This is a genomic window from Micromonospora sp. NPDC023956, assembly GCF_040639195.1.
Taxonomy (GTDB): Bacteria; Actinomycetota; Actinomycetes; order Mycobacteriales; family Micromonosporaceae; genus Micromonospora.
On sequence record NZ_JBEZZN010000018.1, the window covers coordinates 1 to 11,622 of the forward strand.

At 74.7% G+C, this 11,622-nt stretch carries 11 protein-coding genes and 1 pseudogene; 10 read left to right on the forward strand and 2 right to left on the reverse strand.

The window, feature by feature from the left end; all coding sequences use genetic code 11:
- Positions 1 to 1,284: pseudogene (locus AB0F58_RS26065) on the reverse strand (hypothetical protein); the annotation flags it as partial.
- Here AB0F58_RS26065 and AB0F58_RS26070 point away from each other — a divergent pair.
- Positions 1,186 to 2,175, forward strand: a complete 990-nt coding sequence (locus AB0F58_RS26070) for a Replicase polyprotein 1ab (RefSeq protein ID WP_357148348.1) — start codon at positions 1,186 to 1,188, stop codon at positions 2,173 to 2,175. The pseudogene AB0F58_RS26065 and the gene AB0F58_RS26070 overlap by 99 nt on opposite strands.
- Positions 2,172 to 3,197 carry an HAD-IIA family hydrolase gene (locus AB0F58_RS26075; protein WP_357148095.1) on the forward strand — a complete coding sequence of 342 codons (1,026 nt, stop codon included), beginning with the start codon at positions 2,172 to 2,174 and terminating at the stop codon, positions 3,195 to 3,197. Before AB0F58_RS26070 ends, AB0F58_RS26075 begins: the two co-directional genes overlap by 4 nt.
- Before the next feature lie 142 nt (positions 3,198 to 3,339).
- On the opposite strand, the gene AB0F58_RS26080 is transcribed toward AB0F58_RS26075, so the two are convergent.
- Complete coding sequence (locus AB0F58_RS26080) at positions 3,340 to 3,678, reverse strand: SCP2 sterol-binding domain-containing protein (protein ID WP_357148097.1); 339 nt, start codon at positions 3,676 to 3,678, stop codon at positions 3,340 to 3,342.
- Between the two features lie 114 nt (positions 3,679 to 3,792).
- Between AB0F58_RS26080 and AB0F58_RS26085 the strand changes: the two genes are divergently transcribed.
- The 8 genes from AB0F58_RS26085 to AB0F58_RS26120 all read left to right on the forward strand — a co-directional run bounded on the left by AB0F58_RS26085 (position 3,793) and on the right by AB0F58_RS26120 (position 11,621).
- Entirely contained in the window at positions 3,793 to 4,350 is a 558-nt protein-coding gene (locus tag AB0F58_RS26085) for a hypothetical protein (RefSeq protein ID WP_357148100.1), read from the forward strand.
- Between the two features lie 25 nt (positions 4,351 to 4,375).
- The gene (locus tag AB0F58_RS26090; RefSeq protein WP_357148103.1) at positions 4,376 to 4,687 is read left to right on the forward strand and encodes a hypothetical protein; all 312 of its coding nucleotides are present in this window, start codon (positions 4,376 to 4,378) and stop codon (positions 4,685 to 4,687) included.
- A gap of 19 nt (positions 4,688 to 4,706) precedes the next feature.
- On the forward strand, positions 4,707 to 5,579 hold the full coding sequence (locus AB0F58_RS26095; protein ID WP_357148106.1) for a TlyA family RNA methyltransferase: 873 nt from the start codon (positions 4,707 to 4,709) through the stop codon (positions 5,577 to 5,579).
- Positions 5,580 to 5,690: 111 nt separating this feature from the next.
- Positions 5,691 to 6,575, forward strand: a complete 885-nt coding sequence (locus AB0F58_RS26100) for an NAD kinase (RefSeq protein ID WP_357148350.1) — start codon at positions 5,691 to 5,693, stop codon at positions 6,573 to 6,575.
- 94 nt (positions 6,576 to 6,669) lie between these two features.
- Positions 6,670 to 8,427, forward strand: a complete 1,758-nt coding sequence (recN, locus tag AB0F58_RS26105; protein ID WP_357148109.1) for a DNA repair protein RecN — start codon at positions 6,670 to 6,672, stop codon at positions 8,425 to 8,427.
- A 118-nt stretch (positions 8,428 to 8,545) separates the two neighbouring features.
- Positions 8,546 to 9,724, forward strand: a complete 1,179-nt coding sequence (gene steA / locus AB0F58_RS26110) for a putative cytokinetic ring protein SteA (RefSeq protein WP_357148111.1) — start codon at positions 8,546 to 8,548, stop codon at positions 9,722 to 9,724.
- A gap of 27 nt (positions 9,725 to 9,751) precedes the next feature.
- A complete protein-coding gene (locus AB0F58_RS26115) occupies positions 9,752 to 10,684 on the forward strand; it encodes a copper transporter (RefSeq protein WP_357148114.1) in 933 nt (310 codons plus the stop codon).
- 61 nt (positions 10,685 to 10,745) lie between these two features.
- On the forward strand, positions 10,746 to 11,621 hold the full coding sequence (locus tag AB0F58_RS26120) for a hypothetical protein (RefSeq protein WP_357148116.1): 876 nt from the start codon (positions 10,746 to 10,748) through the stop codon (positions 11,619 to 11,621).
- Position 11,622: the final 1 nt, after the last annotated feature.

Consider the following 11,622-nt stretch of genomic DNA (forward strand, 5'->3'; position numbering starts at 1 on the left):
GGTTTCCGGCGCGACGACCGCGCTCCGCGTGAGGGTGGCTTCCGCCGCGACGACCGGGGAACCGGTGACAGCGGGCCCCGCCGCGATGACCGGGCGCCTCGTGAGGGTGGTTTCCGGCGCGACGACCGCGCTCCGCGTGAGGGTGGCTTCCGCCGCGACGACCGGGGAACCGGTGACAGCGGGCCCCGCCGCGATGACCGGGCTCCGCGTGAGGGTGGTTTCCGTGGTGGGGACCGGGCTCCGCGTGAAGGCGGTTTCCGTGGTGGCGATCGGGCTCCGCGTGAGGGTGGCTTCCGTGGTGGCGATCGGGCTCCGCGTGAGGGTGGCTTCCGTGGTGGCGATCGGGCTCCGCGTGAGGGTGGCTTCCGGGGCGGACCGTCCCGCGACACCGGTTTCCGGGGTGGCGAGGACCGGGGACGTGACGCGCGCCGCGACGACCGCGCCCCTCGGCAGGGTGGCTTCCGTCGGGACGACCGTGGTGAGGGCGGCTTCCGTCGAGAGGGCGGGGAGTTCCGTCGGGACGACCGGGCTCCCCGTGAGGGTGGTTTCCGGGGTGGCGATCGTCGTGAGGGTGGCTTCCGCCGCGACGACCGGAGCGAGGGCGGTGGCTACCGCTCGGCGCCGAGAGAGGGCTACTCCCGGGAGGGCGACCGCCGGGAGGGCGGCTTCCGCCGCGACGACCGCGGGGACAGCGGCTTCCGTGGTGGGGATCGCGCTCCGCGTGAGGGTGGCTTCCGTGGTGGTGACCGCGCTCCGCGTGAGGGTGGTTTCCGTGGTGGGGATCGCGCTCCGCGTGAGGGCGGCTTCCGCCGCGACGACCGTGGGGACAGTGGCTTCCGTGGTGGTGACCGGGCTCCGCGTGAGGGTGGTTTCCGCCGCGACGACCGTGGCGACGGTGGCTTCCGCCGCGATGACCGGGCTCCGCGTGAGGGTGGCTTCCGGGGCGGACCGTCCCGCGACACCGGCTTCCGGGGCGGCGACGACCGGGGACGCGACGCGCGCCGGGACGACGCTGGCCGGTTCGGCGACCGTCGGCGCGAGGGGGACCGCTTCGGTGGCCCCCGCCGCGAGGAGCGGGACAGCCGGCCGGAGTGGCGGGAGTCGACGGAGGGCGGTCGCGCCGAGGCTCCGGCGCTGCCGGACGAGATCGTGGCGACCGACCTCGACACCGCGGTCCGGGCCGAGCTGCTCTCGCTTGCCAAGCCGGTCGCGGAGACCGTCGCCCGACACCTCGTGGCGACCGGTCAGCTGATCGACGAGGATCCGGCCGAGGCGCTCGCGCATGCGCTGGCCGCCCGTCGCCTGGCCGCGCGTATCTCCGCCGTCCGTGAGGCGGTGGGGTTGGCCGCGTACCACGCCGGGGAATGGCAGACGGCCATCGCCGAGCTGCGGACGTACCACCGGATGAGCGGTTTGCAGAGCCACCTGGCGGTGCTCGCCGACTGTGAGCGGGCACTGGGCCGTCCGGAACGGGCCATCGACCTGTTCCGGGGTGCCGACCAGGACGCCCTCGATCCCGCCATGGCGATCGAGCTGCTCATCGTGGCGGCCGGCGCCCGGGGGGACCTCGGGCAGAAGGACGCCGCAGTGGCGATGCTTCAGGTCCGTGAGTTGACCGCTGACCAGGTCCAGCCGTGGACGGCCCGACTGCGGTACGCCTACGCCGACGCGCTGCTGGCGGCGGGCCGGCGCGAGGAGGCGCGGGAGTGGTTCGCCCGCGCCGCCGAGGCGGACCCCGAGGCCGAGACCGACGCCGCCGAGCGCCTGCTGGAGCTGGACGGAGTGGTCCTCGAAGGGGACGAGGAGGAGGGCGACGAGGTCACCGCCGACGAGGACGCGGCCGGCGCGGAGGCGTCGGAGCCGGTCCGGGCGGAGGGGGAGAACACCCGCGCCGGAGCTGTCGAGCCGGGTCGGGACACCGGGGCGGTCGATTCGACCGGGGCTGCCGACGAGGCCGGACGTACCGACGAGGACGCTGCCGACGACGACGCGGCCGAGGACGACGCTGCCGAGGACGACGTGGCCGACGAGGACGCCGGACGGGTCGGCGAGCCGGAATCCGCCCGGAACGACCGGGCGTCGGACACCAACGGGCCGGAGGCGGTCGTCGAGGCCGGACCGGCCGGTACGGAGTCGAAGGCGTCCGAAGAGGCCCCGGAGGCGGACCGGCGGTGATTGACGGCGGTGGGGAACGGCTGGTCGACGGGTACCGTCTGGTGGTCTTCGACCTCGACGGGGTGATCTACCTGATCGACCGGCCGATCCCCGGCGCGGTAGAGGCGGTCGGTCGGCTGCGCGCCGGCGGCCACCTCGTCGCGTACGCCACCAACAACGCCTCCCGCCGCTCCTCGGAGGTTGCCGAGCTGCTCACCGGCATGGGCGTACCGGCCCGGCCGGAGGAGGTGCTGACCTCGGCCGCCGCCGCAGCCGAACTGCTCCGGGACCGACTTCCCGCCGGCGCGCCGGTGCTGGTGGTCGGTGCCGACGCGTTGCGGGCGGAGATCCGCGCGGTGGGTCTGCGCCCGGTCGGCCGGGCCGACGAGGACCCGGTCGCCGTGGTCCAGGGGTACGGCCCGCAGGTCGGCTGGGCCGACCTGGCCGAGGCGGCCGTCGCCGTCCGTGCCGGTGCCCTCTGGGTGGCCACCAACACCGACCGCACGCTGCCCAGCCCGCGGGGGCCGCTGCCGGGCAACGGCGCGTTGGTCGCGGCGCTGCGGACGGCTCTCGACCGGGATCCGGACCTGGTGGTGGGCAAGCCGGAGCCGGCGCTGTTCGTCACCGCCGCGCGTCGGGCCGACGGCGCGGGCTGTCTGGTGGTGGGCGATCGACTGGACACCGACATCGAGGGCGCCTGCCGGGCGGGGCTGCCGAGTCTGCTGGTGCTGACCGGGGTCAGCGGAGTGGCCGACCTGCTCGCCGCGCCGCCGCAGGCCCGACCGACGTACGTCTCGGCCGACCTGGCGGGGCTCTTCGATCCGGACGCGGTGGTGCGCGTACCGGGGGAGGCGACGACCGGCGGGTGGTCGGTCGCGGCCCGTGACGACGTGCTCGAGGTGAGCGGCTCGGGTCGGCCGTTGGACGCCCTGGCCGCGCTCTGCGCGGTGGCCTGGTCCATGGAGCAGGGGGCGCGGCGTCCCGTCCGGGCGACCTCGCCCGGGGCCGAGCGGGCCCTGCGAACTCTCGGCCTGCCCGACTGAAGCAGCCGGCCGCCGCGTCCGTGCCGATCTGATCGGGGCGTGGCCGGGAGCGTCCCCGTGACCGGGGACGCGTCGGGGCAGGACCGGCGTCCGCGCCGTCGCACCCGGTGGGCCACCCGTGGCCGTGTCGGGGTGGCCGGGGTCAGAGCAGCTTGCGCAGCTTCATCAGGTCGAACGGATTGGCCTTGATGGACACTCGGCGGGACGCGACCGCGCGGGTGATGTCCAGCTCCCCCCGGACCAGGGCGAGCAGGTCGTCGCCGTTGGTACTCAGGGCGATCTTGGCCTTCGGGTCGTCACCGTCGGCGAGGTCGACCAGCCGGCCACCGGTGAGTCGACCGTGGAAGGCCGTGTCGAGGTCGGTGATCCGGCAGGCGAGGGTGCGGTCCAGGTCGATGCGCTCGCGGACCTTGTCCGCGTTCGCGTCCAGCCGCGCGGCCAGGTCCCGCAAGGCCTGCCGGCACTCGTCAACGCTGGTCACCGTCGCCTCCTCGCCGCACGCCACGTCCGCTCCCGGCACGGTACCGCACGGCGGCTGCCCGTCAGCCCGGTAGCGTGACACCAGCACATCCCGACCCCGCGGAAGGACTCAGGTATGCAGGACGCGTGGCGCGCCTACCTCGAGCTGGCCATGGGCCTCACGGAGGCGCCCCGGAAGAAGGCCCAGGACGCCGTCCGGCGGCTCGTCGGTTCCGGCGGGGCGACCGCCGCCCAGTTGCAGGCCCTGGCCGAGGAACTCGTGGCGACCAGTGCGGCGAACCGGGAGTCGCTGACCAAGTTGGTCCGGTTCGAGGTGGACCGGACGCTGGGGGCGGTGGGGCTGGCCACCGCCGACGAGGTCGCCGAGCTGACCCGACGGGTGCACGAGCTGGAGCGTCAGCTGCGCGAGGCACGGGCGACGTCCGAGCCCATCGCGTCACCGGAGCCGACCACCGCCGTGGTGGTGCGGAAGACGGTCGCGAAGAAGACCGTGGCGAAGAAGACGGTCGCGAAGAAGGCCCCAGCGACCGTCAGCCGGACCAGCGACGACGAGACGCGGCTCGAGGTGCGTACCCCCGCGAAGAAGGCCGTGGTGAAGAAGACGGTGGCGAAGAAGGCCGTGGTCAGGAAGACGACGGCCCCGGACGAGTCGGGGCCGGAGACGTCCGGATGACCGGGCGGCGTCACCGGGGCCGGTCGTGAGCGCACCCTTCCGTCCCGGTCCGCCGCCGGGCGCCCCCCGTCCGGGACCGCCGGCCGACGGCCCCCGCCCGGGGCCGTCCGGCGGTGGTCCTGTTCCGGGACCACCCTCCGGAATCCGTCCCCGGCCGCCGCACCGGGACATCGACCCGGGCGACGACGGCGACGACGACATCCGCCACCCGGCGGTCGAGGCCGCCGTGCGGGCGATCGGCAACGCGGCCGCGCTCGCCCCCGCCGACCAGATCCCTCACTACGAGGCCGCGTACCAGACGTTGCGGGAAACCCTCGCCACCATCGACCAGACCTGACCGACCGGAGAACCACCCCATGGCACGTCGTAACCGGCTGGACGCCGAACTCGTCCGCCGTGGTCTGGCCCGATCCCGCGAGCAGGCCACCGCCCTCGTCGAGGCGGGCCGGGTCCAGCTGCGCGGGGTGGTCGCCCGCAAGGCCGCCGCGATGGTCGACCCCGCCGACGCGCTGCGGGTCACCGGCGCGGATCCCTCCTCCGAGTACGTCTCCCGGGGCGGCCACAAGCTGGCCGGTGCGCTGGCCGCCTTCACCGGCCTGCCGGTCGCCGGTCGCCGGTGTCTCGACGCCGGCGCGTCGACCGGCGGCTTCACCGACGTGCTGCTGCGCGGCGGCGCGGCCGAGGTGGTCGCGGTCGACGTCGGCTACGGGCAGCTCGCCTGGTCGCTGCGGACCGACGACCGGGTCCGGGTCCTCGAACGGACCAACGTGCGGACCCTGACCCCGGAGGCGGTCGGCGGGCCGGTCGACCTGACCGTGGCCGACCTGTCGTTCATCTCGCTGCGTCTCGTGCTGCCGGCCCTGGCCGGCAGCACGCGGCCGGACGGGGACCTGGCGCTGATGGTGAAGCCCCAGTTCGAGGTGGGCCGGGAACGGGTGGGCTCCGGTGGCGTGGTCCGTGATCCGCTGCTGCGGGCCGAGGCGGTGCTCGACGTGGCCGCCGCCGCCGCGGGACTCGGCCTCGGCCTGGCCGGCGTGGCGGCGAGCCCGCTGCCGGGGCCCAGCGGCAACGTCGAGTTCTTCGTATGGTTACGCCGGGACGCCCCGTCGGCCGACGCCGAGCGGGTCCGGGCGGTGGTCCTGGCCGGTCCGCGACCACCCGGGGAACTCGCTCCGGTGGACGCGGGAGGCGCTCCGGCCGACGTCGGGCCCAAGGGGCCGGCGCAGTGAGCGCGGGGTGGGCCCGCGTGGTCGGGGTCGGGGACGGAAGGCCGGGGTCGGTGGGCACGAGGAGCACAGTGGTCGGACGGGAGGCGTGACGTGGCGGGCGTGACTGACCCGGTGGGCCGGACGGCGCTGCTGGTGACGCACACCGGCCGACGACGCAGCACGGAGCACGCGCGGGCGGTCGCGGCGGACCTGATCGCCGCCGGGTTCGAGGTGCGGGTCGTCGCCGAGGAGGCGGAGGACCTGGACCTGCCCGGCGTGGTGCCGGTGGCGGGCCCGGCGGCGGCCGAGGGCGCCGAGATCGTCTTCGCCCTGGGCGGGGACGGGACGTTCCTGCGGGCGGCGGAGCTGGCCCGCCCCGCCAAGGTGCCGCTGCTCGGGATCAACCTCGGCAAGGTCGGTTTCCTGGCCGAGGCCGAGATCGACGACCTCGACCTGGCCGTCCGGGAGGTGGTCGAGCGCAACTACACGGTGGACGAGCGGCTCACCCTGGACGTCACCGCCGAGTTCGAGGGCGGGCCGACCATCGAGTCGTGGGCGCTCAACGAGATCAGCGTCGAGAAGGGCGAGCGGGCACAGATGCTCGAACTCCTGGTCGACGTGGACGGTCGGCCGCTGTCCCGGTACGGCTGCGACGGGGTGGTCTGCGCGACGCCGACCGGCTCCACCGCGTACGCGTTCTCCGGTGGCGGTCCGGTCGTCTGGCCCGAGGTGGAGGCGCTGCTACTGGTGCCGATCAGCGCGCACGCCCTGTTCAGCCGGCCGCTGGTCACCGCGCCCACCTCCATCTTCTCGATCACCGTGGACCCGTTCACCACGCTCGCCGTGCTCTGCTGCGACGGGCGCCGGGTGTACGACCTGCCACCGGGGGCACGGGTCACCGTCCGGCGCGGCTCGCTTCCGGTACGCGTCGTGCGGCTGCGGGCGCGGTCCTTCACCGACCGGCTGGTGGCGAAGTTCCGGCTGCCCGTACACGGCTGGCGGGGCGGCCGGCGCTGAGCCCCGGCGGGCGACGGTGCGACGCCGCAGCTCAGGCGACGACGCGCCCCGCCGGCTGGTCAACTGTCGGGGGCCGCGTCTACTGTCGGTTGCTGTGCTGGAGGAGCTGCGCATCACCGGACTGGGCGTCATCGAGGACACCACGCTGCCCTTGACCGGCGGCATGAACGTCATCACCGGCGAGACGGGCGCCGGCAAGACCATGGTCATCACCGGCCTGGGGCTCCTTTTCGGCGGCCGGGCCGACGCCGGTCGGGTGCGCGCCCAGCCGGGCCGGGCGGTGGTCGAGGGGCGGCTGCGGCTGACCGGCCGGGTCGCCGCGTCGGTGCACGCCCGGGTGGTCGACGCCGGTGGCGAGCCGGACGAGGACGGCTCGGTGCTGCTGAGCCGTACGGTCACCGTGGAGGGACGCTCCCGGGCGCACCTGGGCGGCCGGAGCATGCCGGTGTCCATGCTCGGCGAGGTCGGCGAGCAGGTGGTGGCCGTGCACGGCCAGTCCGATCAGCTCCGGCTGCTGCGGCCGGCCGAGCAGCGGGCCGCGCTGGACCGGTTCGCCGGCCCGGAGCACGAGAAGCTCCTCGACGCGCTGCGGGAGGCGTACGGCCGGTGGCGCCGGGTGGTCGACGACCTGGCCGACCGGCGGCGCAACGCCCGGGAACGCCACCAGGAGGCGGATCTGCTCCGGCTCGGGCTGGACGAGATCACCCGGGTCGACCCGCAGCCGGGTGAGGACGACGAACTCAAGACGGAGGCGCAGCGGCTGGAGCACGCCGAGGGGCTGCGTACCGCCGCGCAGACCGCCTACCAGTGCGTGGCCGGCGGCGCGGAGCCGACCGACGAGGTCGCGGACGCCACCGCGCTGCTCGGGGTGGCGCGACGGGCCCTGGAGGCGCAGGCCGGCACGGATCCGGCCCTGGCCGACCTGGCGGCCCGGATCGAGGAGGCGGCCACGCTGGTCGGGGACGTCTCGGCGGAGCTGTCGGGATACCTGGCGGCGCTGGACGCCGACCCGGCCCGGTTGCAGACCATCTACGAGCGCCGGGCCGCGCTGCGCACGCTGACCCGCAAGTACGCCGACGACGTCGACGGGGTGGTGGCCTGGGCGGAGCGTGCCCGGACCCGCCTGGCCGACCTGGACACCTCCGACGACGTGCTCGACGAGCTGGACCGGGACCGGCAGCGGCTGGCCGCCGAGGTGGCCGAGCTGGCCGGTCGGCTGTCGGCGTCCCGGCGGGAGGCGGCGTCCCGCTTCGCCGAGCAGGTCACCGCCGAGCTGGCCGGCCTGGCGATGCCGCACGCGCGGGTCGAGGTGGCGGTGCTGCCCCGCACGCCGGGGCGCAGTGAGCCGACCCTCGCCCTCGACGGTACGGAGGTCGCTGTCGGTCCGGACGGCGCCGACGAGGTCGAACTGCGGCTGCTGGCCCACCCGGGCGCGCCGGCGCTGCCGTTGCAGCGTGGCGCCTCCGGGGGCGAGCTGTCCCGGGTGATGCTCGCCATCGAGGTGGTCTTCGCCGGTTCCGGCGGCCCGCCGACGCTGGTCTTCGACGAGGTGGACGCCGGGGTGGGCGGCCAGGCCGCGGTGGAGATCGGCCGCCGGCTGGCCCGGCTGGCCCGCAGCCATCAGGTGCTGGTGGTCACCCACCTGCCGCAGGTGGCCGCGTTCGCCGACCGGCACCTGGTGGTGGCGAAGGACACCGGGGGAGCGGTGACCACCAGCGGCGTGCGGGTGGTGGAGGACACCGAGCGGGCCCGGGAACTCGCCCGGATGCTCGCGGGTTTGCCGGACTCCGACCTGGGTATCGCCCACGCGGAGGAGTTGTTGGCGGTGGCGGCCCGGGAACGGCGCCCGTGACCGACGGATTGTGAGCGCAGCCACACCGGGCTGCGCTCAGCTGTGCTTCCCTGGGTAGGCGGCCCTGCTCAGGCATGTCGCGACGGAAAACCCCGCCTCCCATGCCAGGATGGTGACGATGCGTCTACCCACCTTGCGCCGCAACCGGAGCACGGAACCGGGCTCCCTCGTCGGTACCGCACGCCTGGACCGCCGGACGAAGCGACTGGTCGGCCGGTTGCGGCCGGGTGAGATCGCGGTGATCGACCACGTCGACGTGGACCGGGTGGCGGCCGACTCGCTGGTGGCCGTCGGTGTCGCCGCCGTGCTCAACGCGAAGCCCTCGATCTCCGGTCGGTACCCGAACCTGGGCCCGGAGGTGCTGGTGTCCGCCGGGATCCCCCTCCTCGACGACCTGGGCGAGGGGGTCTTCCAGCGGATCCGGGAGGGCGACGCGGTCCGGATCGAGGGCAACACCGTCTACGTCGGCGACGACCCGGTGGCGCACGGCACCCTCCAGGACGCCGAGACGGTGGCCAAGGCGATGGCCGACGCCCGGGAGGGCCTGTCGGTCCAGCTGGAGGCGTTCGCCGCGAACACCATGGACTACCTCAAGCAGGAGCGCGACCTGCTGCTCGACGGGGTGGGCGTGCCGGAGATCCAGACCTCGATGCGGGGTCGGCACTGCCTGATCGTGGTCCGCGGCTACGACTACAAGGACGACCTGGACGTGCTGCGCCCGTACATCCGGGAATTCAAGCCGGTGCTGATCGGCGTGGACGGCGGCGCGGACGCGCTGGTCGAGGCGGGCTACACCCCTGACATGATCATCGGCGACATGGACTCGGTCACCGACGACGTGCTGCGCTGCGGCGCCGAGGTGATCGTCCACGCGTACCCGGACGGGCGGGCGCCGGGGTTGGCCCGGGTCGAGGGGCTCGGCGTACCGGCGCAGACCTTCCCCGCCGCCGCCACCAGCGAGGACCTCGCCATGCTGTTGGCCGACGAGAAGGGCGCGTCGCTGCTGGTGGCCGTCGGCACCCACGCCACGCTGGTGGAGTTTCTCGACAAGGGGCGCGGCGGCATGGCCTCGACCTTCCTGACCCGGCTCAAGGTGGGTGGGAAGCTGGTCGACGCCAAGGGGGTCAGCCGGCTCTACCGACAGAGCATCTCCGGATCCTCCCTGCTGCTCCTGGTCCTCTCCGCGGTCGCGGCGATGGCCTCGGCGGTGGCCGTCTCCACCGTCGGCAAGGCCTACCTGGGCGTGGCTTCGGAGTGGTGGGACAATTTCGTGTTCCAGCTCGGCCAGCTCTTCTAGCTCCCGACCGATCAAGAGGCTGCAAGCGTGATCAATTTCCGCTACCACGTGGTGTCCCTGACCGCGGTCTTCCTGGCGTTGGCGATCGGCCTGGTGGTCGGCACCGCCGCCCTGAACGGTCCGGTGGCCGACTCGCTCAAGGAGCGGGTCAACTCGCTCAGCAAGGACAACCAGCAGATGCGCCAGGCGGTCAACAACCTGCAACGCGAGATGGAGCTGGAGGAGGACTTCGCGGCGGAGATGGCCCAGGCGTTCCTGCCGGGCACGCTGACCGGCAAGCGGGTGCTGGTGCTCGGCCTCCCCACCGGCCGGGACCACACCGAGGGCGTGGTGAAGATGCTCCAGACCGCCGGGGCCACGGTCACCGGGCGGCTCGACCTCCAGGACAAGTTCGTCAGCCCGGACAACAACAACGCCCTGCTGGAGTTGACGGCGACCGCCGCCGGTCCCACCGGCGCGCCGACCGGCAACCTGCCGGTCAACTCGCACGGCGTGGAGACCTCCAGTGCGCTGCTGGCCAACGTCCTGCTGGACCGCACCCCCGCGGTCACCGAGGCAGACCGCAAGGCGGTGCTCGCCGCGTACGCCAACGCCGGCTACGTCACCTCCGCCGAGCCGGTCACCGGTGCCGCCGAGGCCGTCGTGCTGGTCAGCGGCCAGCCGTACGTGGACAAGGACGCCGACCGCAAGGACGAGTCGGTGGTGAAGATGGCCGAGCAGTTCGACCGGGCCGGCACGCTCGTGGTGGCGGGCAGCGGCTCGGCCGGCGGCAACGTGGTGGCCGTCGTCCGGGGCGACCCGGTGCTGTCCCAGTCCATCTCCACCGTCGACAACGGCAACACCCCGCAGGGGCAGCTGGTCGCCGTGATGGCCCTGGTGCAGCAGATCAACGAGAAGAAGGCGGGGCACTACGGTGTCGGCGACAACGCCGCGTCGCTGGTGCCTAAACTGCCCCAGTGAGCGAACACAGCGCCCCGATGCCCGTGTCCTCCCGTCCCGCGTACCAGCGGGGGTGGTCGGTGTGAGCGCGTGGAGCCGTACCGCCCGGCTGGTGGCGGCCGGCGCCGGCGCGCTCGCCGCCCGCCACCTGCTGAGCCAGGTCCGCAGCTCGCCGGCCGGTCCGGCGCTGGAGCGCACCAACTTCCGGGGGCACACGGTCACCCTGGCCGCCGGCCCGGCGCTCGCCGCCGGTGCGGCCACGGCCGGTGCGCTCGGTGCGGCCAGCCCCGCCAGCGGTGCCGCCGCCCTGGTGGCCGGGCTCGGTGCCGGCGCGGTCGGCCTCTACGACGACGTGGTGGGCGCCCGGCCGGAGCAGAAGGCCGCGAAGGGCTTCGCCGGTCACCTCACCGCGCTGCGCGAGGGCATGGTCACCGCCGGCATGGTGAAGGTCGTCGGGGTGGGTGCGGCCGGTCTTGCCGCCGCCGCCCTGCTCGCCGCCGACCCGCAGGTCGCCGCCCACCGGCGCCGGCAGCGGCTGGGCGTGCTGGGCCGGACCACCGACGTGCTGCTCGGCGCGGGCGTGGTGGCCGGTACGGCGAACCTGCTCAACCTGCTCGACCTGCGCCCCGGTCGGGCGCTGAAGTCCGGCATCCTGCTCGGTGCGCCGCTGGTGCGCGGTCCGCACGGCGGGCTGGCCGCCGGGGCGGTCGGTGCCGCCGCCGGGCTGATCCGTGACGACCTCGACGAGCAGGTGATGCTCGGCGACAGCGGGGCCAACGCGCTCGGCGCGCTGCTCGGCGTCGCCCTGGCCGCCCGGACCGGGCCGGTCGGCCGGGCCGGCATCCTCGCCGTGCTCGCCGGGCTCACCGCGGCCAGCGAGAAGGTCAGCTTCACGGCGGTCATCCAGAAGACCCCCGGGCTGCGCGAGCTGGACGCGCTGGGCCGACGCCCCGCCTGAC